The following is a 24,355-nucleotide window of genomic DNA, read 5'->3' as shown; positions in this document are numbered from 1 at the left end:
CGATGCGGATCCTCGTCCTCGGCGCCGGCGGCTATTTGGGCGGCCACGTGACCGAACGGCTGCGCGCGCTGCCGGGCACGCGTGTGCTCGTCGGCGGCCGTTCCCCGGCGGCCGACGTCACCGTCGACCTCGCGTCCGACAGTCCGTACGGGCTGGCCCGGGCGCTGGTGGCGGCCGCGCCCGACGCCGTCGTCAACTGCGCGGGCGCGACCGGCGGTGACGCCGTCACGCTCACGGAGGTGAACGCGCGCGGGCCGGCCGTGCTGTGCGCGGCCCTCCGCGAGGCGGCGCCCTCGGCGCGGCTGGTCCACCTGGGCTCGGCCGCGGAGTACGGCCCCGGCACCCCCGGCCGTCGGGTGACGGAGTCGGAGACGCCGGGACCGGCCGGACTGTACGGCGCGACCAAGCTGGCGGGCACGATGGCGGTGACGGCGTCGGGACTGGACGCGGTGGTCCTGAGGGTGGGCAATCCAGTGGGCGCCGGGGCGCCGCCCACTGGATTGCCCGGCCGGGTCACCGCGCTGCTCGCCGAGGCCGGGGCGCGGTCCGCGTTCGAGGGCGGGGGCGAGGGCGGGGCCGATTCCGGGTCCGGCGAAGGGTCCGGAGCGCAGGCCGAGCTGCGGCTCGGTGACCTGTCCGCGTACCGCGACTTCGTGGACGCGCGGGACGTGGCACGGGCGGTGGAGCTGGCGGCCGTCGCGGCGGGGCCGCTGCCGCCCGTCCTCAACGTCGGCGGCGGCGAGGCCCTGCCGGTGCGGGAGCTGGTGCGCGGGCTCGCCGACGTCGCCGGGTTCCGCGGCCGGATCGTCGAGGCGGACGGCGGCGGATCGGCGCGGTCCGCGCAGGTGTCGTGGCAGTGCTCCGACATCACCGCGGCCCGGCTCTCCCTCGGCTGGCGGCCGGTCCACTCCCTCGACGCGTCGCTCGCCGCGCTGTGGGCGGCGCGGTCCCACCGGCGCGCACCCGACGGGGTGGCGGCACCGTGAGCCTGCTGATCCCCCTGTACGTCCATCCGGCGGAGGATCCGGACGCGTGGCACCGGCTGATCGCCCGTGCCACGCGTACGTACGCCGTCGTGCTCAACCCGGCGAGCGGCCCGGGCGACGCACCGGATCCGGCGTTCGCCTCCGCCGCCCGCGCCCTGCGGTCGGCGGGGGCCCGGCTGCTCGGCTACGTGGACACCGACTACGGCATGCGCGACGCGGACCGGATCACCGCGGAGGCGCTCCGGCACCAGGAGTGGTACGGGGTGGACGGCTGCTTCCTCGACCGGACGACCGCGGGGCGGGACGGCCTGGCGGACTGCAGGCGTCTGGTGCGTTCGCTCCGCAGGGCGGGGGTGTCGCCCGTGGTCCTCAACCCGGGTGTCCATCCCGACCCCGGTTACGCGCGACTCGCCGACCTGACGGTCACCTTCGAGGGCCACTGGTCCACGTACGTCTCGGCGTTCACCCGCCCCTCGTGGACGGCGCGGCTGGCACCCGAACGGATCTGCCACCTCGTGTACGGGGTGCCCGGCCCGCTCGTCCCGCTCGCCGTGCGCACCGCAAGGGAGCGGGGCGCGGGGGTCTGCGGACCGGTGACGGGAGAGCCGCCCAACCCCTGGGCGGGGCTGACCCCGGCACTGGTGGAGGTGGACCGGTGAGGCGATTCCGGGCGGCCCCCGCGGCCGTACTGCTCCTGCTCGCCGTGCTCGCCGCCTGCTCGGGCGTCCCCGACGGGCCGGGCGACGGCCAGGCGGCCGGCCGGCCCACCGGGCGCACGACGGGCCCCACGACCGGGCCGGCGGCCGATCCCCCCTCCGGCCCCCCGAAGGGAGCCACGACCGGGCCCACCACCGGATCCCCGACCCGTCCCACCGGCGGGCCGACGACCGGCCGGCCCACCGGCGGATCCACGAGCCGTCCCGCGCCCCGCACCCGGTGGCAGCCGCGCCCCGGTCTGGCCTGGCAGTGGCAGCTCGACGGCAAGGTCGATCCGTCCGTCGACGTCCCCGTGTACGACATCGACGGCTTCGAGAACAGCGCCGCCGCGGTGGCCCGGCTGCACCGGGACGGCCGCAAGGTGATCTGCTACATCAACGTCGGCGCCTGGGAGGACTTCCGTCCCGACCGGGACGACTTCCCCCGCTCCGTCCTGGGCGAGCCCAACGGCTGGCACGGCGAACGCTGGCTGGACATCCGCCGTGTCGCCGTCCTGCGCCCCCTCATGGAACGGCGGTTCGACATGTGCCGTGACAAGGGGTTCGACGCCGTGGAACCGGACCTCATGGAGGGGTACGCCAACGACACCGGCTTTCCGCTCACACCGGACGACCAGCTCCGGTACAACCGCATGATCGCGGCCATCGCCCACGAGCGCGGTCTCGCCGTGGGCCTCAAGAACGACCTGGCCCAGATCCCCCGACTCGTCGGCCACTTCGACTTCGCGGTCAACGAGGAGTGCGCGGAATTCGACGAGTGCGCGCTGCTGACCCCCTTCGTCGCCGCGGGGAAGGCGGTGTTCCACGTGGAGTACACGGAGCCCACGGCCGGTTTCTGCCCCCAGGCCCGCGCCCTGCGGCTGTCGTCGATGAAGAAGAACCTGGAGCTGGACGTCTGGCGCAGACCCTGCTGACGTCGGACGGGGAGGCGTCGCGGGTACGGGCGTACGCTGATGGGCATCCTTCCGCCGACGCCGTCCACCGGTACCGGCCCGGCCCGGCACCCGTGCGCGGCCCGAGGAGCATTCATGATCACCTGGCGTCGGGTCACCGAGGACGACTTCCCGCTGCTCCGGCGGTGGCTGTCCCGGCCGCATGTCGCCCGCTGGTGGAACCACGAGACGGACGCGGCGGCCGTGGCCCGCGACTTCGGCCCGGTCGCCCGTGGCGAGGAGCCCGCGGAGGACTGGATCGCCCTGCTGGACGGCGTGCCCCTGGGGCTCGTCCAGCGCTGCCTGTGGGACGACTATCCGGAGTATCTGGAGGAGCTGGCCGGGGTGACGGACGTCCCCGAGGGCGCGGCGACGGTCGACTATCTGATCGGCGACCCGGCGTTCACCGGCCGGGGCGTCGGGCCTCGCGTGATCCGCGCCATGATCGACCGCACCTGGGTCGACCACCCGCGCGCCTCGTCGGTCCTCGTCCCGGTGGTGGCCGCCAACCGGGCGTCGTGGCGGGCACTGGAGAAGGCGGGCCTGGTGCGGGTCGCCGAGGGCGAGCTGGAGCCGGACAACCCGATCGACGACCGTCTCCACTACGTCTACCGGATCGACCGGCCGACGGCGGACCGGGCGACGGCGGACCGGACGCCGCCGGAGCGGGCGACGGAGGACCGGGCGACAGCGGGTCCGACGACGGCGGGTGGGGCGGCGGCAGCGGAGCCGCCGCCTCCGTCTACAGGCTGAGCGCGTCCTCCGCGTTCGTCATCCACGCGGTCACCGAGTTCTTGCCGGACGCCACGTACAGGCCGGGGGTCGAGGCCTTGAGCGGCTTCTGCTCCAGGTCGGACTCGGTGTTCATGGTCATCGCGATCGAGTTCACGGTCGCGCCCGTGCCGTCCTTGATGCCGCCCATCAGTCCGGCGTAGGCCGACTGACCCGGCGCGAGCCGGATCGCGTCCTCGATGCCGGGGGCCGCGCCCCGCTCGGTGGCGTGCCCGTCGAGGTCGCCGAAGGTGACGATCGGGTGCCCCAGCGCCTTGCACGGCTTGCTGCCCTTGTTGGTGATCTTCAGCAGGTAGCTGCTGGTCGTGGGCTCCGCCAGGGTCGCGGTGAACGTCACGTCGTAGGTGCTGCACGGGAACACGTCGTAGTCCGGGTCGGTCGACGCGCCGCCGCCACCGGACGCCCCCGTGCCGGGAGTCGCCGAGGGCTTCGCCGGCTTCGTGGGAGGCGGGGTCTTCGCCGGGGGCGTGGACTTCGCCGGGGGCGCGGGCGTGGCGGACTTCGACGGGGCCGTCGGCGGCGCCTCGGGGCCACCCGCGGCCCCGTCCTCGCCGGGACCACAGGCGGTCAGCGCGAGCGCGGACACGGCGACGAGAACGGCGGCTGCTCTGCGAACGGTGCTCATGATGGTGTCCCCCGATGGTGAAGCGCGACCTGTGCGGCGCCGAGCTGAGTGGAGTTCCAGCGTCCCGGGGAAACTTCACAGCTTGGTGACGGTGTCTTGCCGAAATCACCACGGTCATCCGCGCGTCACAGCGTGCCCGGCGCCGCGCCGGGCCGACGGAGGGACCGGGCGGCACCGCGTGGTCACCCGTTCACGGGCGCAGGAGCGGGAATGCGGCGGCGGCCCACAGCGCACGGGGAACGACGGGAAGGCCGGCCGCGGGCGGGGTGTCGTCGGTGCTCCATGTCCTGGTGTGGGCGTCGGAGTCGGTGACCGGGGACCAGCCCGGGTCTCCGGTGGTGGCGAAATCGGCCCAGGCGCGGACCATGCGGCGTGACAGGTCGTGGTCCGCGGGGGTGGGTGCGCCGCCGATGAGGAAGGCCGCGGAGTCGTCGTCCACATTGCCGAAGGCGAAGGGGACGTCCGCGCAGTGCCAGGCCCGTACGGCCCCGTCCGGGCCGGGGCGCCGACGGTCGAACCGCGACAGGTGGGCCCGGCCGCCGCCCCGGGTGTGCTGTTCGGCGAGCCGGTGGGCGTACTCGCCGAACAGCAGATCGCCGAAGACGGCGAGGTAGACGTCGAGGACCGGGGCCTGCGGCATCGCGGTGCGATAGCCCGCCAGCAGACCTTCGGGCAGGCCGAAGTCGGCGGCGAAGAGGTCGAGTTGCTCCTCGGTGGTGACCTTGGCGCTGCTGCCGACGGCGTCGAGCAGCCGGTACTCCTCCGTGGTGTGGCAGACGAGCAGGTCCACTCCCCGGGAAGCGCCCGCGGCCATCGCCGTGAGGGGGTCGGTGGGCAGGACGTCGCCGTCGAGGACCGGGGCGTAGAGCGACGGGTCGTAGTGGCGGGATCCGGAGGCGGGATCCCGCCGGTAGGCGTCGACCACCCGGTCGGACGCGACGCCCAGGGCCTGCGGAGTCATGGCGGTCAGGCCCCCGGGGGTGGCGGGGCAGCCGGCCGCGGCGGCGACCTCACGGGTGGTCGCCGCGGCGAGGCCGAGCGGGAGGGCGGGGCTGGCGGGGCTGTGGGCGACGGCCCGGTGGAACAGACCGCGGGCGCGGTCCATCACCATCAGGCAGGCGACCGATGCGGCCCCGGAGGACTGGCCGGCGACGGTGACGTTGTCGGGATCGCCGCCGAAGGAGGCGATGTTCTCGCGGACCCATCGCAGGGCCGCGACCTGGTCCAGCAGACCTCGGTTGTCCGGGTGGCCGGCCGCCCAGCCGCCCGGGACGTGGCCGAAGCCCTCGAACCCGAGCCGGTAGTTGAGGGTGACCACGACCAGACCGGCGCGGGCGAGGACGGTGCCGTCGAAGTCGGGCTGGGCCGAGGATCCGAAGGCGTAGGCACCGCCGTGGATCCAGACCAGGACGGGCAGGCAACCGCCGCCGCCGGGTACCGGGGTCCACACGTTGACGGTGAGGATGTCCTCGTCGCCGGGGGACCACACGGGCGCTCCGGGCAGTTCCGCCGACTGCGGGGCGACCGGCCCGAACTCCGTGCAGTCCCGTACTCCGGTCCACGCCGGTACGGGGAGGGGTGCGCGGAACCGGCCGGCGCCGAACGGCGGGGCGGCGTAGGGGATGCCGAGGACGGCGACGACATCGGCGGAGGCCCGGAAGCCTCGGCACACCCCGCTCGTCGTCCTGAAGTCGTCCACGTCCGCATCCCCGTCCACCTGTGCGTCCGCGTCCACACGCGCTTCCACGTCCATGACGTCACGTTCGCATCACTCGGCGCCCGAGGGCCAACACCGAGATCATGACGATTGACACACCCGTGATGTCAATCGTGTGGTCGCCTCAGGACCGCCGGCCGGCTCACCCCTCCCAGTACGGTGCGAGCGCCCCCTCCGTGAACGGTGCCGGGCTCACGCTGAGTTCGCCCGCGAAGGGACGGTCGAGGACGAAGACCAGGAGCAGGCTGAACCCGATCAGGGCAGCCACCGAGGCGACGAACAACAGCTGGATCCGTAGCCTGCGCATGCCGTACAGAAAGGTGAGCGGGATCAGGACGAGCGCGCCGCCGAACGCCAGGACCTGGAGCAGCGGCGGCAGTTGCTGCTCCGCCATGGTCAGGCGGGCCCGCCGCTGGGCGGCGACGTCGTTGAGATGGGTGACGGCCTCCTCGTAGAAGACCTCCTCGCGGGCGGTCCTCGGTTCGTAGTCCTGGAGCACGTCGTAGGCGGACTGGAGCTTGGTGGCGGTGGCCCCGTAGCTCGGCTCTCCCGCGCGCATGCGGGGCCACTGGGTCTCCACCACCGAGTGGACGTAGTCGCCCAGTGCGGCGTCGAGACGGGCGCGGACCGGGGGCGGAAAGGCGGCGGCGTCACGGGCGATGAGCGCGACGTCGGTGGCCTCGGTCGCCACGACGGTCTGGGTGCTCTCCAGCTGCGTCCAGAGCGTGACGATCACGAAGGCGAGGATGATCCCGTAGATCGCGCCGAACATCCCCAGGGTCACCCCGACCATGTCGTTGTGCTCGCCGTCGGCCAGCGAGGGGTATCGGCGGCGGGCGATCACACTGCCGGTGACGGCCAGGGCGACGGTCCCGCCGACGGCGACCACGGCCAGGGTGAAGGTGCTGAAGTGATTGAGCAGCCAGAGCGACATGTGCCGGAAGTCTAGGTACGTCACGAACGTGCGCAGCGCCGCCGAGCGGCGATTCGACAGGTGATCGCCCAGGAGTCCACACCATCGAGTGAGCGGACGACGGCACCGTCCGACGCGAGCCGCGCTCCCCCACGGCCCCGGGGGCGCCCGCCGAGTCGCGGGAACCCGGTGGGACTCCCGTCCGACTCCTCCACCGCACCGGTACGGCAGCGGCGAAGGGTCGACAGCCTCCGGCACGCGGCCGCCCGGCCCCGGCTCTCCGACCGCGACGACTGGCAGCGGGAGGCGGAGCACACCCAGCCCCGGAGCCTCCCCGGCTTCGAGGACGGCATCGCCCTCGCCGAACTCCTGGCCGCCCTCCCGGCCGAGCGGAGGGACGCCTTCGTCCTCACCCAACTCCTGGGCCTGCCCTACGCCGAGGCCGCCGAGACCATCGGCTGTCCCATCGGCACGGTCCGTTCACGCGTCGCACGGGCCCGCGCCTCGCTGGTCGGCCTGCTGCGCGGCGAGGAGGTTCCCCGGCCGGCGCCCGCACCCGACGAAGGCCCTGCGGCGCGGAAGAGGTTCACACGGGCACCCGCCCTCGCCTGACCTCCGGCCTCGTCGGTACAGACGGTGGTGGGCCCGCTGCGCATCGCGGGCCCACCCCGTCCTGTCCATACCGTCGAACCCCGACCGTCCTCGTCGCGTACGCGGACACCGCCCCGGTGCCCGCCCGGACCCCGCCCCGGCCTCGACCCCCACCGGTGTTCCCGCGACGGATGTCCGGCCGACGGAGTCCCACGACATGGGACACCCGCACGGCGGCGGCCACCGGTGACACCCCCTCACTCGGGCGGGGGCGCGGCATCGCGAGCGGTGGGTCCCGCGGTGGGCCGGGCGAGCAGCCGGCGCGGGTCGGCCGCCCGGGTGATCGCCGTCTCGACGGCCGTGATGCGGTCGGCGAGCAGTCCCAGGGCAGCGACCGCCCGCGTCAGCGGGTCGTCGTCGGAGCCGCCGAGCATCCTCGTGCGGGTGTGGGCCGCGGTGATCTCCGCCCAGCGCTCGGCCTGTGCCGAGGTCGGCGTGCCCCGGAGCAGGGCGAGCTTGAGCAGGTTGGCCTCGGCCTCGGTGGTGAGCGTCTGGGCCTCGGCGGTGTAGTGGTCGTCGATGACGGCGGCGAGTTCGGCGTCGTTCATCGCGGGTGCCAGGCGGGCCGTGATCTTGTTCATGTTCCGGTACGAGCCCTGGAGCCGGAACGGCGGCTCGGTGCGTGCCGAGTCGGCGCGGGCGGCGGACGCGATGTAGGCCGCGTTGACCGCGAGGACGGTCTCACGGGCGGCCAGCAGATGGCGCAGGACGGCGAGGACGCGGTCGAGTTCGGCGGGGGCGTAGGGATGGGTGAGTCGGTCCCGGCGTGCCGTGGGGTCGTCCGCCGCCAGTCGGGTGAGCAACTCCAGGTCGGCGCGGTCGCGGCCGGCGAGCGGGGCCAGGACGGGGTGGGAGGTGAGGGCGTTCTCGACGAAGCTGAGGGCGAAGGCGTCCTCCTTGCCGCCGAGCACGTCGCCGAGGTTCCAGACGTCGGCGCGGTTGGCGAGCATGTCGGGGACCTGGAAGCGCTCCCCCGACTCCGTGTAGGGGTTTCCGGCCATGCAGACGGCGAAGCGCTTGCCCCGCAGGTCGTGGCCGCCGAGGGTCCGGGTGGCGTCGCAGAGGGGGATGAACTTCTGGAGGAGCTCGGGCGAGCAGTGCTGGATGTCGTCCACGTACAGCAGGACGTTGCCGGCCGCCGCCAGGGCGAACGCGATCTTCTCCAGTTCCCGGCGTGCGGCGGCGTCGGGTGCCTCGTCCGGGTCGAGCGAGGTCGTGGCCCGGCCGAGGGCGGGGCCGTCGACCTTGACGAGGAGGAGGCCGAGGCGGTCGGCGACGTACTCGATCAGGGTCGTCTTGCCGTACCCGGGCGGGGAGAGGAGCAGGAGCAGGCCGTGGGAGTCGGTGCGCCGGGCGTCACCGGCGGCCCCGATCTGTCGGGCGAGGTTGTCGCCGATCAGGGGGAGGTAGACCTCGTCGACGAGCCGGTTGCGGACGAACGAGGACATGACCCGCGGCCGGTACTCGTCGAGCCGCAGCCGGGCGCGCTCGGCCGCGACGAGTTCGGCCCGGCTCCGCTGATAGGCGCGGAAGGCGGGCACGTCCTCGGCGGCGAACTCCCCGGTCCTGGAGAGGAATTCACCGAGGTTCAGCTCCAGCGCGCCGCCCCGCACCCGGGGATGGGTGCCCAGGAGGCCGGTGACCGTCGCCGTGGTGGTGGCGCCCACCTCGTACCGGTCGAGCTCCGGGGTGAGCTCGACGGCCACGGCCTCCACGAGCACGCCGTCGTCGAGCGGCTCGCCGCAGGCCGAGGCGTACGCGCCGAGCCAGCCTTCGACGAGCTGCCGGCGGGCGGCGGGGTCCGTCAGCGCGGCGAGATCGTCGTCGTAGGCCGAGCTGCCGACTGCCCTGCGGAACTTCTCCAGGAAGGTGCGCGCGGCCTCGGAGACGGCGAACCCCCTTGGTGTGGAGGCGAGTTCCTCGACGAGATACGCCGCGGCCGCCGCGTCCCCCGTCTCGGCGGCCAGCTCACGCCGGAGCCCGTCGACGGAGGAGGCGGCTCCGAAGAGGTCCCGGGCCCGGGTCAGGGAGACCGCCCGGCGGGTCCACTGCTCGCGGGCCCCGGCCGTGGGGACGCCCGCCCAGAAGACCTGCGCCGTCGCCCGTGCCTGCGCCCGGTGGCCGAGCGGCCCCGCGTGCTCCCGCAGCCCGAGCACGGCTTCCAGGATGAGCACCGCGTCGTGGTCGTGGACGCCTCGCTCGTACCCCTCGTCGTAGGCGGCCGACGCCGCCTCGCGTACCAGCTCGGCCAGGGACCCGTCCGCCAGCTGGTCGGCGCCGTGCTCGGCGAGCAGGCGGGCGGCCAGATACTCCGAGCGGTAGACCTCGGGGGACTCGGACGGGAGGGTGCGGGTCCAGTACGGCCGGGTCGCGGCGAACGCCGGGTCGTCGACGGGGGCGCGGTAGTCCGTCCCCGTGACGGCGAACGCGAGGGTGTCGCCGTACGGGACGAGTGTCAGCTCGGTGGCCTGCCGGTCGACGGCGAAGAGGTGCCGGCCGAGCCGGATGGTGTCACCGCCGTCGGTGTACAGGTCGGTACGGTCCCGCAGCGCGCGTCCGGCCTCCTGGCGGGCGGCGGCGAGCCGGCCCTCCAGCTCCTCCGCCCTGACGCTGTCGCCGAGTTCACGGAGTTGAGCGCCGGTGCGGCGGACCCTGGCGACCATGGGGTCGGACGCGAAGTACGTGTGCACCTCGTCGAGGCCGCCCAGGGCGGAGGCGCGTCGGCCGATCGCCTCCAGTACCCGGGCCGCGGAGTCGGCCAGGCGTTCCGCACGGCGGGCGCGGGCGTCCTGGAGGGACTGCCTGCGTGCGGCGAAGGCGTCGTGGATCTCGGTGCGCCGCTCGGCGAGGTCGGCGAGGAATCCGTCGTGCTCGGCGAAGCGTGACTCCAGGTTCTCCAGCTGGAGCAGCAGGCGGGCGAGCTGGTCGTCGCAGCGCTCGGGCGTGTCGGCCGCCGCCAGGGCTCCGGTCACGGCCTGGCGGAGCAGGGCGAACTCGGCGGCGAACTCGGCCCGGCCCTCCACGTCGAGGAGTTCCGCGCGCCGGGCGCCGAGGACGGCCCTGGCGCGGTTGGCGGCGCCCAGGACGCGGGCGATCCGCTCAAGGACGGCGGTGCGGACGGTCGCGTCACCGATGTCGAGACCGGCCACGATCTCGCTCAGGGTGCGCAGCCCGGTGGTGAGCGAGTCGAGCCGCTCGCCGACGGGGCCCGCCTCGGCGACGGTGGCCAGCGCTCCGGCCTCGGCCTCGATCCGCTCCACCTCGGCGTGGTGGACGGTGAACGCGTCGTCGCCGCGGAGGAGGGCGACGGCCCGGCGGGCGGCCGAGGTGATGTCGTCCTCGACCTCTCGGGCGAGGGCGTCGATGCCCTCTGTGTCGGCGTACCGCATCTCCTTGAGGGTGATCAACCGGCCTTGCTCTTCCCGGAGTTCGGTGATCCGCTCGATCCACTCGCCGGCGGTGGCGCGCGCCTCGCCGCGGACGAGCCGGACCAGCCTTCCGATCCGCTGGCCGGCCTCCTCCACGGCCTCGGCCGCCCGGCGGGTGAGGGCCGTCACGGTCTCGAACTCGTCGAGGACCTGCTCGGCGGTCGCCCGCACCTCGCCGAGGGGGGCGCGGAGGTCCCCGGTCTCGGGGTAGCCCAGCCAGTGGTGGACGTCGCCCGCGCGGACACAGGCGGTGACGAGCGCCCGGTACACCTCACGGGCCGGGCTCGGCTCAGCGGCCTGCCGGGCGATCGACAGACAGTCGGAGATGCCCCGGACGAGATCGGCGTTGCCGATGCGGGCCAGCGGTCCTTCCGCCCCGTCGTTTCGGGGGTGGGCGTGGGTGTCGGCGACGTAGGGGGTACGCCAGATCTGCACGGGGTGAACTCGGCCCGGTTCGGCCGCCGTCGCCCTCAGGACGAGCATGGTGCCGTCCTCGAAGAGTGCGTACCCGCCACAGGTGACGGGGGTCGCGATCTCCTTGCGGATGAGGTTGTACGGCAGGAGGAGGGCGCGGCCTGCGCGCGGGTCGTGGAAGACGTAGAGGAGGTCCTCGCCGTTGGGCGACCGGACCACCCGTTCGAAGACGGGTCCGTCCGGCCCTGTCTGCCCGCCCGCCCGCACCGTGCCGTCCGGCCCACCCGCCCGCACCGGCCCGGACCGCCCGTCCGTCTCCGCGCCGGGGGAGTGCACGGTGTCGAAGGTCTTCACCGTGCCCGAGGCGAGGCAGTAGCCGCCGGGGAACACGATCCCCTCGTCGCCGGGCAGCCGAAGGCAGGCCTGTCCGATGCCGTCCAGCCTGGTCACGGCCCCGGTGAGGGTGTTGACGACGAGGTGGCGGTGCGTCTCCTCCTTGTACGGGCGGACGCGCGCCAGAAGCAGCCGCCCCACGGTGGCGTACGAGACGTCGGCGTCGGCCAGGGACTGTAGGGGCTCGTCGACCGGCTCAGCGTAGACGCCCTCGTCCGTCTCGGTGCCGTTCTCCGTCCTGACCGTCAGCGTGCCGCCGGCCGTGGAGAGGAGGACACGGCCGCCGAGCGAGATGTGCGGGCTGCGCCCGGGCACGTGGTCGTCCCGGGTCGTCCCGATCCAGTCGACCTCGTGCGAAGGGGGCAGGACGTGATCGCGTTCTCCCCGGGCGTCCAGGAACGCCGTCTCCCCGGACGGACCGACCGACCATCGCAGCACCCGCAGGTCGTCGGCCTGTTCGCCGACCCGGAAGACGGCGAGGAGGCGGCCTTCCACCCGGCGCAGCCGCACGAGGCGCGCACCCCGGAAGTAGCGGTGCAGCGCCGTGAACTCCCGTACGAACGCCGGGTCGTCGAGCAGTCCGGGCACGGCGTCCTCGGCCAGCGGGGCGAGGTCGCGGTCGTACAGGGTGAAGACGTCGGCGACCGGCCTCTCGGCGTTCCCCGGGGCGGGCGGGGTGTGACAGCCGAGGAGCAGGACGCCGTCGCGCCCGGCACCGACGGCGACGACGTCCCTGGGCACTCCGCCGCGCTCGGTGCGCAGCCGGCCGGTGCCGGTGAGGTCGAGCTCGCCGGAGCCGAACTCGGCCGTGCGGGCCCGGTTCAGTGCCTCCGCGCGCCGGGCCAGCCCGGCGGCCTGCGTGGCCAGCCGGTCGCGCAGCACGGCGTACGTGTCCTGGTCGATTCCGGCGCTCATCCGGTTCCGCTCCCCTGTGGTGGTTGGGGGCCCGGTGCCGTGCGCTCACCGCGCACGGCACCGGACCCGTGGTGACCGCTCCCCCGTGGCGGTCAGTTCTTGGCGGCGCCGTTGAGGACGCCCGGGTGGCCCGGGCCGGCGGCGGTACGGACCGCTTCGACGCCGTCGTGTCCCGCGTCGAGCACGCCCGAGCTCATGACCTTCGCCAGCAGCGCGGAGACGCTGAGGTTCTGCACATCGGCGCTGGACAGTGAGCCCAGGACCTTCGTGAGGTCCTCGGTGAAGGAACCCTCGCCGTTCAGCCAGTCGCCGGCGAGTGCCTGTGCGGTCCGTGAGTGGTCCATGAAGCCGTCGACGGACTTGCCGAGGGCGATCGACTGGACGAGACGGTCGAGGAAGACGGACTCGCCGCCGACGATGTTGATGTCGGCGTGCTCCAGGCCGGTGGCCAGGACGGTCGCCTGGGCCTCGGCGACCTGCCGCTGCACGTCGAGGCCTGCGAGCCGGATCTCCTTCTCCGCCTCCAGCCGCAGCCGGTACTCCTCGTGGGCGCGGGAGGCCTCGTCGAGCGCGGCCATCGCCGCCGCCTTCTCGGTCAGACCCTCGGCCTCGGCCTTCAGCTTCTCGCCGATCGCCGTCGCCTCGGCGAGGGCCTTCTCGCGGTTGCCGACGGCCTCGGCACGCATCCGTGCCTCGGTGGCCCCGGCCTCCGCGCGGCCGGCCTTCTCGATGGCGTCGGCCTCCTTCTCCCTGACCTGCACCGCCGCGAGCCCCTCGGCCGCCGCCTGCGCCTGGACGCCCTCCGCGAGACGGATCTTGGCGCGGGCGTCCATGTCGGCGGCCTTGTTGCGGGCCTCGGCCAGGGTGAGCTCCTCGGCGGCCCGGTGCACGGCGGCCTGTTCGGCCGCCTCCGCCGCCTTGATGTCCTTGACCAGCCGCTCCTGGGCCTCCGCCTCGGCCGCGATCACGATCGCCTGCCGGGTGCGCTCGGCCTCCTCGACCGTGCGGAGCCGCTTGATGGACTCCTCCTGCTCGGCCACCGTACGGTCCACCGCGATCCGCTCGCGGATCACCTCGGCGATGTCCCGACGCTCCGACTCCACTTCCTTCTCGGCGGAGATACGGGTCAGTTCCGTCTCCCGGTCGCGGGCGATGACCTCCAGGAGGCGGTCCTTCTCGATCCGCTCGTTCTCGACGGCGATGACCCGCTCGCGGTTCTTCTGCGCGACGGCGACCTCGCGGGCCTGGTTCTCACGCTGGATACCGAGCTGCTCCTCGGTCCTGAGGAACGCGCTCTGGGCCCGCAGCCGCTCCTCCTCCACCACCCGGGCCGTCTCGGCCTCCTCGCGGGCCCGTACCGTGTCGATCTCCCGCTTCTGCTTGATCTCCGCGTCGGCCTGGCGCCGCTCCAGCTCCAGGATGGCCTCACGGGCGTCGACGTTCTGCCGGGTGATCTCCTTCTGCTCGTGCTGGCGGAACTCGTTCGTACGGACGTTCTCGACGGCGGTGAGTTCCGTGATCTTGCGGATGCCCTGGGCGTCGAGGATGTTGCCGGGGTCGAGCTGGGTGAGCGGGGTCTGCTCCAGGTAGTCGATCGCCGCGTCCTCCAGGCTGTAGCCGTTGAGGTCGATGCCGATGATCTCGATGATCCTGTAGCGCAGTTCCTCACGCTTGGTGTAGAGGTCGGTGAAGTCGAGCTGCTTGCCGACCGTCTTGAGCGCCTCGGAGAACTTGGCGTTGAACAGCTCCTGCAGCGTGGCCTTGTCGCTCGCCCGCTCGGTGCCGATGGCCTGGGCGACCTTGATGACGTCGTCGACGGTCTTGTTGACCCGGACGAAGAACGAGATCCGGATGTCGGCACGGATGTTGTCCTGGCAGATCAACCCGTCCCGCCCGGTGCGGGAGATCTCGATGGTCTTCACCGAGATGTCCATCACCTCGGCCTTGTGGAGGACCGGCAGCACGATCTGCCCGGTGAAGGTCACGTCGACCTTCCGCATCTTGGAGACGATCAGCGCCTTGCCCTGCTCCACCTTTCGGAACAACCGGCTGACCACGAGGAGCAGAGCGACGGCGATGATCAGGACGACGGCGGCGAACACGCCGAAGCCCACGGTCAGGAAATCCATGAGAGAACCCCGTGTCGATGGAGGGAGTCGATGGAGGAGGGGGGGAAGGAAGAAGCAGGAAGGGGAGAGCGGGGCTCACGCGGCACGCGGAGGGGCAGCGCGAGAGGAGGCGGAGCGAGGGAGAGGGTCCTCGGAGACAGGCGTCGTCTCGCGAGGGAGCCGGGAAGAGCCGGTCGCCCGGCTACGCCGGCACAGTCGCGTGACGCCGCCGCACAGGCCCTGTCGGCAGGCCCCGCTCGGCCCGCCGCACCCGTTCGTCGGGGGCCGGCTCGGCGAGCGCTCGTCCGGCGGGCCCGACAGGGTGAAGGCCCCGGACGGGGATCGGAATCTCCCCCATGGCTCTCCCCCTCTCTCCCCGCGTGCTTTCCGGCTCCCGGCATCGGGGCCGTGCCCGCGCCCCGCCGTCACACCATCCTGAATCATCGGCACCGTTCCGGTCATTGCCGTGACCCGGCAGTCCTTGACGCTTTCCAGATGCCGGTGCCGAGCACCCGCGAACGCCGTGGCACGCTGGGTGGGCACACGTCAGGAACTCGTCAGGACGTGCCGGAGAACGGGGAGGAACCGTGACGGATCGCGGCGCGGCGGAACGGGACACGGCGGCCGACCATCTGGACGGATACGCCGAGATCCTGACGGAAGTGTGCGCGACCGGCCGCAGGCTCACCCGCGAGGAACGGGACGCACTGCGGTCCCGCGGGGAACGGGCGGCCGAGGCCGGCATCGGGCTGCGCGCCCTCGTCCGGGCCCATCTCTCGGCCGCTCAGCGGGTCCACCCCGGTCTGCCCCGGGGTGCCGCCGAGCATCTCCTGAGCGCCGTCGAGCAGGCCGTCGACGCCTTCGCCGAAGGCCACGAGCGGGCTCAGCATCTGGCGATGCGTCAGCAGGAGGCGGCACGGCGGGAGTTCATCGACGATCTGCTGCACGGCCGCAGCGACCTCGGCCGCATAGCCGAGCGGGCCGAACGCTTCGGACTGCTCCTCTCCCACGCCCACGCCGTGGCGGTGGCCCAGGGAAGGGAGCCGTACAGCGACGGGTTCGAGGTCATCCGTTCCGTCGAGTCCTCACTCGTCGCCCGCTTCGGCGACCGCCGCATCCTGCTCACCACCAAGGAGGGCCGGCTGATCTGCGTCGCACCCGCCGACGAACCCGATGTCCTCGCCCATTTCGCCAAGCAGGCGTACGCCGCGACCGACGGCGGCCAGGTCGCCGTCGGCCGGCCGCACCCGGGCCCCGGCGGCGTCGTCCACTCGTACGAGGAAGCGCTGAACGCCCTCGACCTCGCCGCCCGCATGAACCTGGACGAGCCGGTCCTGTACGCCGCCGACCTCCTCGTCTACCCCGTCCTGACCCGCGACCGGCAGGCCATGGCCGACCTCGTACGCACCGTCCTCGGCCCCCTCCAGGAGGCGCGCGGCGGCGCCGGTCCCCTCCTGGAGACCCTCACCGCGTACTTCGACACCGGCTGTGTCGGCGCGCAGGCGGCACGTCGACTGAGCCTGAGCGTGCGCGCCATGACGTACCGGCTCGCCCGCATCCACCGCCTCACCGGGGCGGACCCCACCGACCCCGTCCAGCGGTACACCCTCCAGACGGCCGTGATCGGCGCCCGGCTGCTCGACTGGCCCGACCAGCCGCTGTGAGCCGGTCACGGGGTCGGCGCGCCCTCGCCGTCGGCCTGGCGGAGGCAGGAGGCGACGACCACCAGGGGCCACGCGGACTGGACGCACGTCACGAGCCGTTCGACGACTCCGGCGACCCCGGCGGAGCCCTGCCGGTTCACCTCGACGAGGAACCAGAGCGCGCCGAGGCCCATCAGCAGGGTCACGAGGACGGAGGGCGTGAACCGTAGCCCCCACGGCACGGCGCCACCGCGTTCGGCGGCCAGCACCGGCCACACCGCGAGCAGGGCGAAGCCGACCGCGGTGACCGCTCCGTGGTGCAGGGACCCCCCGCTCCTCGGCACCGGGACCACCGCCACCACCAGCGCCGCCGCTCCCCCGCCGGCGAGCGCCACCCGCCCGGCGGGCGCGGCGGGCCGCAGCCCCCAGGCGGTGAGCAGGTGGCAGATGCCCAGGGCGAGGAACGCTCCGGTCATGACCCAGGACCCGGCGGCCCCGTAGGCCGCGAGGACGCTGATCGTCTGCGTGACGGGATCGTAGGCGGGCCCTTCGAGGAGCGCCGCGACGGTCCAGCCGCCGATCAACAGGGCGGGAGCACACCCCGAGGACAACAGGGCCCACCTGGGAACGGATCGCATCGGCCCACCGTAGGACGCGGATTGTCTCCCCCGCCGCGTACACGGCCGACGGGCCGGGACGTTCACCTCAGAGGTCGACGCCGGACCCGCCCGCGTTCCCGCTCGCCTTCACGTCCGGACTTCGTCCGGTCAAGCCGTCGCTTCCGCGGCGACCTCCGGCCGCGGCCGGGTCCGCATGCCCCAGCGGGCCAGGGCCGGGCCGGTGGCGCCCAGCGCCGCGAAGAACACCGCCAGCACCAGCCAGCCTGCCGTGCCGAGGCCGAGCACCACCGTGGTGAGGACGGCGGGGGCGAGGGCCTGGCCCGCGCTGAAGCCGAGGCCGAGAACGCCCTGGTACTGGCCCTGGGCATGGTCGGGGGCGAGGCCGAAGCCCAGGGCGAAGCACGCCGAGGACTCCCAGATCTCCCCCAGGCTGTGGACGAAGATCGCCGCGACGACCAGTCCCGCCGCCGCCCAGACCGGGGTGTGGGCCGCCAGCCCCATCAGCGGGCAGCTGACGAGGAAGAGCAGGCCCGCGGTGCGGAACGCCCTGCCGCCGTCCCGCGGGGTCTCGATCCGTGAGCCGATCCTGGTCTGCAGGAGTACGCAGAAGGCGGAATTCGCGGCGAACACCGCGGCCACCGTCCAGCGCGGTGCCTCGGTGTGTTGGGAGATCCAGATCGGCAGGAGCAGGGACACCACCGAGTACTGCAGCCCCATGGCCCCGTAGAGGGCGGTGAACGCCAGGAACGGGCGGTCCGCGAGAGCGAGCCGGCGACGCTCTCGCGGCGGTGCCGCCAGCACCGGGTAGGGGGGCAACAGGAGCAGAAGCAGCGCGCAGAGCGCGAAGCTCGCCGCGTTCCCGAGGATCAGCGCGACATAGGCACCCCGGGTGTCCGCCGCCACCGCCAGCCCGGCACCCAACGTCCCGAGGACGACGCCCAGATTGACGAAGGTGCGCAGCCTCGCCCGGAACAACGCCGGGCGTTCGCCCCCGACCCGGACCACCAGAGCGCCCCAGGCCGCCCCGCCGGCCGCCGCGGCGAGCTGGTCGACCGTCGCGATGGCCGTGAGCGCGGCCCAGCTCTCGACGAGGACGAGGGACGCCATCGACACCGCCTGGACCACGAGGGCCAGCATCATGACCGTGCGCGCCCCGCGCCGATCGGCGAGGTGGCCCCCCGGTATCCCCGCGAAGAGACCGATCAGTCCGGCGATGGTGAGCGCCGCACCGACCTGCGCCGCCGGCAGTCCGACGATCAAGGTGAAGTAGAGCGCCGACGCCGCGTTGAACAGGCCGTTGCCGACCCGGTTGACGAAACTGGCGGCGATCAGCACGCGCTCCGGCACGCTGTCCCCCGCCATGCGGACCATTCGGCCGGCCGGGCTGCTCTTGATCATGACCAGCAGGCTAGCAAGGCGCGCCGGCGCCACCTCGGCCGAAGGTTCATGACCCGGGTGGCCCGTCCGCCGGCGGCTCCAGCGCGGCGAGGAAGGTGCGCATCTCATCGGCGTCGGGGACGGCGAGGGCCGTGTACAGCTCAAGGGCCTGTCGGGCGTGGTCGCGGGCGAGGTCGACGCGGCCGAGGTCGCGGTGGACCTGCGCGAGGCCGCCGTGGGCGCGGGCCTGTTCGGGGCGGTAGCCGCACTCGCGGGCGAGGGTCAGGGCGCTGTCGTGTTCGGACTCGGCCAGGGTGAGGTCGCCCAGGGCGCGGGCGGCTTCCGCCAGGGCGTTGAGCGACTCGGCCTCGTCGCCCGGGAAGTCGAATCTGCGGCTCAGTTCCAGGGCGTCGCGATGACGGCGCCGGGCCTCGTCGTAGTGGCCCTGCCGTCGGTACAGCAGTCCGATGTTGTTCAGGACGATGGTCTCGCCGATGCGGGACCCGGTTTCGCGGTACACGCGCAGCGCCCGGCGGTGGTGGTCGTGGGCGTCCTCGTATCGTCCTCGGCGCTCCAGGAGGATGCCGAGGTCGGTCAGGCAGCGGGCTTCGCCGCCCCGGTCGCCGAGTTCGCGGAAGAGCTCCAGGGACCGCGCGCAGTGGTCGTGGGCCCGGTCGTAGTCCCGCCGCCGCGTGGAGTAGGTACCGAGGTTCTGCAGCGCGCGGGCCGCGACGCCCCGGTCGCCGCTCTCGTGCGCGAGGTCCAGTGCCTGCCGGTAGTGCTCGGCCGCCACCTCGTACGCGCCGTGCCACCAGAAGTGGACCTCGCCGAGGTCGAGGAGGGTGCGTGCCTCGGCGGCCGGGTCCCCGCTGCGGCGTCCGGCCCGGAGTGCCAGGTCGTGGAGGGCCAGTGCGTCGGCCTGGTGGGCGTGACCCAGCAGGTAGCGGTGGAGGGTGGCGGCCAGTTGGCTGGTGTGCAGGTGCCGGTCGTGCTCGGCGGCCTGCCGTCCGACCGCCATGAGGTTCGCGCGTTCGCGGTCCAGCCAGGCGATCGCCTCCGTCTCGTCGGCCGGGGACGGGACCGGGGCCGGGGTGTCCGGCGCGGGAATGCGCGGTCTGCGGTGCGTGCCCTCGGGGTAGAGGTGGTCGACGGCCACGCTCGCGGTGTGGAGATAGTGGTGGAGGAGCCGGCCGACGGCCTCGTGCCGGGCGTCGGGTGAGTCCTGGGCGGCCGCGGTGGCCAGGGCGTGTTCGCGCAGGAGGTCGTGGAAGGTGTAGCGGCCGGGCTGGTGCTGGACCAGGACGTGGGCGTCCAGGAGGTCTTCGAGGAGCGTCTCGGCCTCATCCGGCGGGAGGACGGCCAGCGCGGCGGCCGCCTCCGGGCTGATGTCACGGCCGGGCTGCAGCCCCAGAAGCCGGAACATACGCTGCTGATCGTCCGTCAGGTACTGGTAGGACAGCGTGAACGCCGCCGCCACCCCCCGTTCCGCAGTGGCCAGTTCGGCCAGCCGGCGCCGCTGGTCACGGAGCCGGTCGGCCAGGTAGGCGACGGTCCAGCGGGGGCGATGATGCAGGCGGGCGGCGGCGATCCGGACGGCCAGCGGCAGGAAGCCGCACAACTGCAGGACGTCGAGGACGGCGAGGGGTTCGGCGGCCGCCCGTCCGCCCACGATCGCGGTGAACAACTCCACGGCGTCCGCGGCGGGCAGCACCTCCACCGACAGGGCGTGCGCCCCGTCCAGGTCGGTCAGCCGCCGGCGGCTCGTGATCAGGACGAGGGCGCGGGAGGCACCCGGCAGCAACGGACGTATCTGTTCGGTGCCGAGGGCGTTGTCCAGTACGACCAGCACCCGGCGGCCGGAGAGCTCGGACCGCCACAGCGCGGCACGGTCGGCGACCGACGCCGGTATCTGCTGGGCGGCCACACCGAGTTGGCCCAGGAGGATCTCCAGCGCGGCACCGGAGTCGAGGGGCACCTGACCGGCGGTGTGGGCCTGCAGGTCCACGAAGAGCTGCCCGTCGGGGAACTCGTCCGCCAGGCGGTGCCCCGCGTGGACCGCGAGCGTCGTCTTGCCGACCCCGGCCATCCCGTCGATCGCCGCGATCGTCACGCCCGCGCCGCTGTCGCCCGCCCACCGGCGGGTCAGCCCGTCGATCTCGCCCTCGCGTCCGGTGAAGTCCGGGACGTCGTACGGCAGGAAGTTGCCGCCCTGCGGCTTCGCGGTCGCGGTGACCGGCGCCCGGAGGTCGGGGGCGTCCCGCAGGATGTCCTGTTCGAGCCTGCTGAACGCGTGGCCGGGGTCCAGTCCCTGCTCTTCGGCCAGGGCCGCCCGGAAGTCTCTGGCCACCCGCAGTGCGTCGGGCTGGCGTCCCCCGCGGTGCAGGGCGAGCATCAACAGGCAGGACAGCCGCTCCCGCACGGGGTTGGCCGCCACGTGGCCGGTCAGTTCCTCGATGAGGTCGTCGTGACGGCCCAGGGAGAGATCCAGGTCGGCCAGGCGCTCGACGGCGGTCAGCCGTTGCCCGTCCAGGCGCGCTCTGGCGCTCTGGACGTAATGGGCGGTGATGCCGGCCAGCGGCTCTCCCCGCCACAGCGCCAACGCGGCACGTATCTGCTCCGCGATGGCCATCGGATCGTCGGAGGTGGCCGGCGCCTTGGCGATCAGGCCGGTGAACTCCTGCAGATCGAGTTGTCCCGGCTCGGGAGCGATCACATACCCGGCCGGCCGGGTGGCCAGCATCCGGTCGGCCCCCGAGGCCCGCAGCATCCGCCGGATCGCGGCGATCGTGGTCTGGATCTGCGCGCGGGCGGAGTCCGGCGGCAGCGGCCCCCACATCGCGTCGATCAGGCGGTCCGTACTGATCGCGACCCCGGCGTGGAGCAGCAGATAGGCGAGCACCGCGCGGTGACGGGGTGCCAGCCCGGGCGACTCGGGACCGGGAGCCAGGACCTCCACCGGGCCGAGGATCGTGAACCGCATTCCGTCACTCCGGGGGTCACCAGCGCGTGCATCGAGGAAGCATCGGGAATGTATCAAGATCCACCGGCAGGGTTGCCCGCATGCACCGACTCCACACCGTCGATCCGGAGAACGCGACCGGTGAGACCTCCGCCCTGTTCACCGCCACGCACCGCGCCCTGGGGGTCGTCCCCAACCTGGCCAGGGTGATGGCCAACAGCCCGGTCGTACTGAAGGGGTACGTGGACGTCGTCACCGCCCTGAGCGCGGCGGGGACCTTGTCGGCCGGGGTGCGCGAGCGCGTCGCGCTGCTGGTGGCGCAGGAGAACCGCTCCGACTACTGCCTGTCCGTGCACGCGTTCCGCGGGACCAGAGTGGCCGGGCTGACCACGGCCGAGGCCGACCGCGCGCGGCGGGGCGAGGCCGAGGACCCCTGGGCCGCCGCCGTCCTGGACCTGGCCGCCGCCGTGGTCCGGAACCGCGGAGCCGTCTCCGACGCGCGACTGGCCGCGGCCCGGCACGCCGGCCTCTCCGACGGGCACGTCGTCGAGGTCGTCGCCCATGTGGCGCTCGGCGTGTTCACCAACTACCTGGCCACAGCGTCGCGGATCGACATCGACTGGCCGCTCGTGCGCCACACCGACCGAGAGGACGTGACGGCCTGAACACACGCGACGACACGGCCGGATCCGGACCGGCCGGACTGCCCGGACCGTCCCGCACCGGCCCGCACCGGCCCGCACCGGCCCGCACCGACGACACCTGAGCCTTCCCCCACCGAGGAGCACCCCTTGATCAACGCCGTCCCCCTCGACCAGGTCTCGACCGAGGACGCCACCGCCTGGCACACGGTCGTCACCGCCTCGCTCGCCCACGACCTCCCCGCGGAGCCCGCGCCCCCGTACGAGCAGACCCACGCCCGGCTCACCGTCACCGGCCACTCCGACCGCCGACTGCTCTGGCTGGCCACCGCGGCCGACGGTGCGGTGGTCGGAGTGGCCGGGCTGCGGCTGTTCACCCAGGCGGGGCAGAGCCACCTGGCAGAGCTGGAGCTGCACGTCACCCCGGACCGGCGGCGCTCGGGAGTGGGCTCGCACCTGCTGGCCACAGCCGTGGAGGCGGCCAGGGCCGAACAGCGGCGCAGCCTGGTGTCCGCCGCACCCGGAGACGGCCCGAGCGGCGCCTTCTGCGCGGCGCGCGGCTTCCGGCGCGTACTGGCACTCGACCACCTCCTTCTCGACGTCGCGCACGCCGACGACGCCGAGGCGGACGCCGAGCACCCCGGCTACGAGCTGACCGGTTGGACCGGCACGGTGCCCGACGAACTGGCCGAGGCGTTCGCCGCGGCCAAGAACGCGATGAACGACATGCCCATGGGCGACATGGACTACGGGAGCCAGTCCTGGACCGCCGACCGGGTCCGCGCCATGGCCGAGGTCCTGGCCGACCGCGGCGACCTGCTCCTGACGACCGCCGCGCTCGCCGAGGGGGAGATGGCCGGATACACCGAGATCGTCCTCCGGGCCGGGGAGACCGTCCGGGCGCTGCAGTACGACACCGTCGTGGTGCCCGCCCATCGCGGCCACGGGCTCGGCCTGTGGGTCAAGGCCGCGATGACGCGCAGGCTCCGTGCCGAACACCCCGGCATCACGGAGGTCGAGACCGACAACGCACAGGACAACACCCACATGCTCGCCGTGAACCGCCGGCTGGGCTTCCACTTCCACCGCAGCACTCACGAGTACCAGCTCGACCTGCCGACCGCCTGACCACTCCCCCGCGGCCGCCTCCGGACCCTCGTCCGTCGCCTTCCTCTCTCCTTCGCCACCTCCACCCGCCCAAGGAGCACCCCACCATGTCCAAGTTCACCGCAGCAGGACAGCGCAAGATCCGCGACGTACTGGCCCGGCACGTGGAGTCGGGAAAGATCCCCGGCGTCGTCGCACTGTTCAGCAAGGACGACGAGACGCACGTCGAGACGCACGGCACGATGCGGCACGAGGGCGGCGCCCCGATGCGCCGGGACACCCTCTTCCGGATGGCCTCCGCCTCCAAGCCGCTCTCCATATCGGCGGCGATGGTGCTCCTCGACGAGTGCCGGCTGCGGCTGGACGACCCCGTGGACCGGTGGCTCCCGGAACTGGCCGACCGTCAGGTGCTGAAGGCGTTCGACGGCCCGATCGACGAGACGGTCCCCGCACGCCGTCCGATCACCGTCCGGGACGTGCTGACCTCGACCTTCGGTCTCGGGATGGACATGACCTCGATCGGGACGCCGATCATGAACGAGGTCTTCGCCCAGGGTCTGACGCCCAACCTGCCCACTCCGATGCCCGACCAGGACGAGTGGCTGCGCCGACTGGGCGCGCTGCCGCTGATGCACCAGCCCGGCGAGCGCTGGCAGTACCACATCGCCAGCGACCTGGCCGGCGTGCTGGTCTCCCGGGTGACCGGCAGGACCTTCGACGAGGTGCTGCGCGAGCGCGTCCTCGGCCCGCTGGGGATGAAGGACACCGGCTTCCACGTCCCGGACGGGAAGGCCGACCGCATGCCGGTCCTCTACGCGCCCGACCCGGCGTCCGGCGAGTTCCACGTGTGGGACGAGTCCCGGGACGGCCGGTGGAGCAGTCCTCCGGCGTTCCAGGGCGGCGGGGGCGGTCTGGTCTCCACCGCGGACGACTACCACGCCTACTTCAGGATGCTCCTGAACGGCGGCAGGCACCGCGGCGAGCGGATCCTGTCCAGGCAGGCGGTGGAGCTCATGACCACCAACCGCCTCGGCCCCGCCCAGAACGCGGCCCGCACGAAGCTGGCCACCGACAACGTCCACATCTCCTTCGGCCAGGGGCAGCACGGAGGCTGGGGCTTCGGGATGGCGGTACGGACCTACCGCGGCGACTACGCCCCCGTCGGCCAGTTCGGCTGGGACGGCGGCTCCGGCACCTCCACGTACGCCGACCCCGTCAACAACGTCGTCGGTGTCCTCCTCACCCAGGTCGGCACCTCGGCCCCCCACTCGGTCCACCTGATGCACGACTTCTGGACCACCCTCTACCAGGCGATCGAGGAGTAGGCCGGCAAGGACCGACGCGACGGAGAAACCCCGGCCGGAGGTGAATCCTCTCGGGCCCTCCCCGCCTCTCGTCCACGTACCGGCCGAACGGGC

Annotated in this window: 16 protein-coding genes and 1 pseudogene; 9 read left to right on the top strand and 8 right to left on the bottom strand. The window is 73.3% G+C overall.

Going from position 1 to position 24,355, the window contains the following annotated elements; genetic code table 11:
- Positions 1-2 precede the first annotated feature (2 nt).
- The 4 genes from ACH4MY_RS26330 to ACH4MY_RS26315 all read left to right on the top strand — a co-directional run bounded on the left by ACH4MY_RS26330 (position 3) and on the right by ACH4MY_RS26315 (position 3,387).
- Entirely contained in the window at positions 3-986 is a 984-nt protein-coding gene (locus ACH4MY_RS26330; RefSeq protein WP_398006184.1) for an NAD-dependent epimerase/dehydratase family protein, read from the top strand.
- Positions 983-1,645, top strand: a complete 663-nt coding sequence (locus ACH4MY_RS26325; protein ID WP_398006183.1) for a spherulation-specific family 4 protein — start codon at positions 983-985, stop codon at positions 1,643-1,645. Before ACH4MY_RS26330 ends, ACH4MY_RS26325 begins: the two co-directional genes overlap by 4 nt.
- On the top strand, positions 1,642-2,616 hold the full coding sequence (locus tag ACH4MY_RS26320) for an endo alpha-1,4 polygalactosaminidase (RefSeq protein WP_398006182.1): 975 nt from the start codon (positions 1,642-1,644) through the stop codon (positions 2,614-2,616). Before ACH4MY_RS26325 ends, ACH4MY_RS26320 begins: the two co-directional genes overlap by 4 nt.
- Before the next feature lie 114 nt (positions 2,617-2,730).
- Entirely contained in the window at positions 2,731-3,387 is a 657-nt protein-coding gene (locus ACH4MY_RS26315) for a GNAT family N-acetyltransferase (RefSeq protein WP_398006181.1), read from the top strand.
- Here ACH4MY_RS26315 and ACH4MY_RS26310 read toward each other — a convergent pair.
- From ACH4MY_RS26310 to ACH4MY_RS26300, 3 genes are all read right to left on the bottom strand, one after another.
- A complete protein-coding gene (locus tag ACH4MY_RS26310; protein WP_398006180.1) occupies positions 3,377-4,051 on the bottom strand; it encodes a DUF4232 domain-containing protein in 675 nt (224 codons plus the stop codon). The two genes, ACH4MY_RS26315 and ACH4MY_RS26310, sit on opposite strands and share 11 nt — an antisense overlap.
- A gap of 190 nt (positions 4,052-4,241) precedes the next feature.
- A complete protein-coding gene (locus ACH4MY_RS26305; RefSeq protein ID WP_398006310.1) occupies positions 4,242-5,750 on the bottom strand; it encodes a carboxylesterase/lipase family protein in 1,509 nt (502 codons plus the stop codon).
- A 160-nt stretch (positions 5,751-5,910) separates the two neighbouring features.
- On the bottom strand, positions 5,911-6,702 hold the full coding sequence (locus ACH4MY_RS26300; RefSeq protein WP_398006179.1) for a DUF4239 domain-containing protein: 792 nt from the start codon (positions 6,700-6,702) through the stop codon (positions 5,911-5,913).
- A gap of 201 nt (positions 6,703-6,903) precedes the next feature.
- Between ACH4MY_RS26300 and ACH4MY_RS26295 the strand changes: the two are divergent.
- Positions 6,904-7,293, top strand: a pseudogene (locus tag ACH4MY_RS26295) (sigma factor-like helix-turn-helix DNA-binding protein); the annotation flags it as partial.
- Between the two features lie 236 nt (positions 7,294-7,529).
- Here the strand turns inward: ACH4MY_RS26295 and ACH4MY_RS26290 are convergent.
- Together ACH4MY_RS26290 and ACH4MY_RS26285 are read right to left on the bottom strand one after the other, a co-directional pair.
- Positions 7,530-12,482 carry a DNA repair ATPase gene (locus tag ACH4MY_RS26290; protein ID WP_398006178.1) on the bottom strand — a complete coding sequence of 1,651 codons (4,953 nt, stop codon included), beginning with the start codon at positions 12,480-12,482 and terminating at the stop codon, positions 7,530-7,532.
- Between the two features lie 92 nt (positions 12,483-12,574).
- On the bottom strand, positions 12,575-14,611 hold the full coding sequence (locus ACH4MY_RS26285) for a flotillin family protein (protein WP_398006177.1): 2,037 nt from the start codon (positions 14,609-14,611) through the stop codon (positions 12,575-12,577).
- A gap of 566 nt (positions 14,612-15,177) precedes the next feature.
- On the opposite strand from ACH4MY_RS26285, the gene ACH4MY_RS26280 reads away from it, so the two are divergent.
- Positions 15,178-16,254, top strand: coding sequence for a PucR family transcriptional regulator (locus ACH4MY_RS26280; protein WP_398006176.1), 1,077 nt, complete (start codon positions 15,178-15,180; stop codon positions 16,252-16,254).
- Between the two features lie 5 nt (positions 16,255-16,259).
- On the opposite strand, the gene ACH4MY_RS26275 is transcribed toward ACH4MY_RS26280, so the two are convergent.
- The 3 genes from ACH4MY_RS26275 to ACH4MY_RS26265 form a co-directional block, all read right to left on the bottom strand.
- On the bottom strand, positions 16,260-16,871 hold the full coding sequence (locus tag ACH4MY_RS26275) for a DUF998 domain-containing protein (RefSeq protein WP_398006175.1): 612 nt from the start codon (positions 16,869-16,871) through the stop codon (positions 16,260-16,262).
- 129 nt (positions 16,872-17,000) lie between these two features.
- Positions 17,001-18,251, bottom strand: coding sequence for an MFS transporter (locus ACH4MY_RS26270; protein WP_398006174.1), 1,251 nt, complete (start codon positions 18,249-18,251; stop codon positions 17,001-17,003).
- A 46-nt stretch (positions 18,252-18,297) separates the two neighbouring features.
- On the bottom strand, positions 18,298-21,210 hold the full coding sequence (locus ACH4MY_RS26265; protein WP_398006173.1) for a BTAD domain-containing putative transcriptional regulator: 2,913 nt from the start codon (positions 21,208-21,210) through the stop codon (positions 18,298-18,300).
- Between the two features lie 80 nt (positions 21,211-21,290).
- Between ACH4MY_RS26265 and ACH4MY_RS26260 the strand changes: the two genes are divergently transcribed.
- The 3 genes from ACH4MY_RS26260 to ACH4MY_RS26250 all read left to right on the top strand — a co-directional run bounded on the left by ACH4MY_RS26260 (position 21,291) and on the right by ACH4MY_RS26250 (position 24,262).
- A complete protein-coding gene (locus ACH4MY_RS26260) occupies positions 21,291-21,854 on the top strand; it encodes a carboxymuconolactone decarboxylase family protein (RefSeq protein WP_398006172.1) in 564 nt (187 codons plus the stop codon).
- A 126-nt stretch (positions 21,855-21,980) separates the two neighbouring features.
- Positions 21,981-22,958: a GNAT family N-acetyltransferase gene (locus ACH4MY_RS26255; protein ID WP_398006171.1), complete on the top strand. Its 978-nt coding sequence runs from the start codon at positions 21,981-21,983 to the stop codon at positions 22,956-22,958.
- Between the two features lie 86 nt (positions 22,959-23,044).
- Complete coding sequence (locus ACH4MY_RS26250) at positions 23,045-24,262, top strand: serine hydrolase domain-containing protein (RefSeq protein ID WP_398006170.1); 1,218 nt, start codon at positions 23,045-23,047, stop codon at positions 24,260-24,262.
- The last annotated feature ends 93 nt before the right edge of the window (positions 24,263-24,355 follow it).

Origin of the sequence: Streptomyces sp. NPDC017246, assembly GCF_044331325.1 — a bacterium.
In the GTDB taxonomy this organism is placed as follows: Bacteria; Actinomycetota; Actinomycetes; order Streptomycetales; family Streptomycetaceae; genus Streptomyces.
The sequence above is the reverse complement of the archived record's forward strand: the minus strand, read 5'-3'. Positions and strand labels throughout refer to the sequence as shown.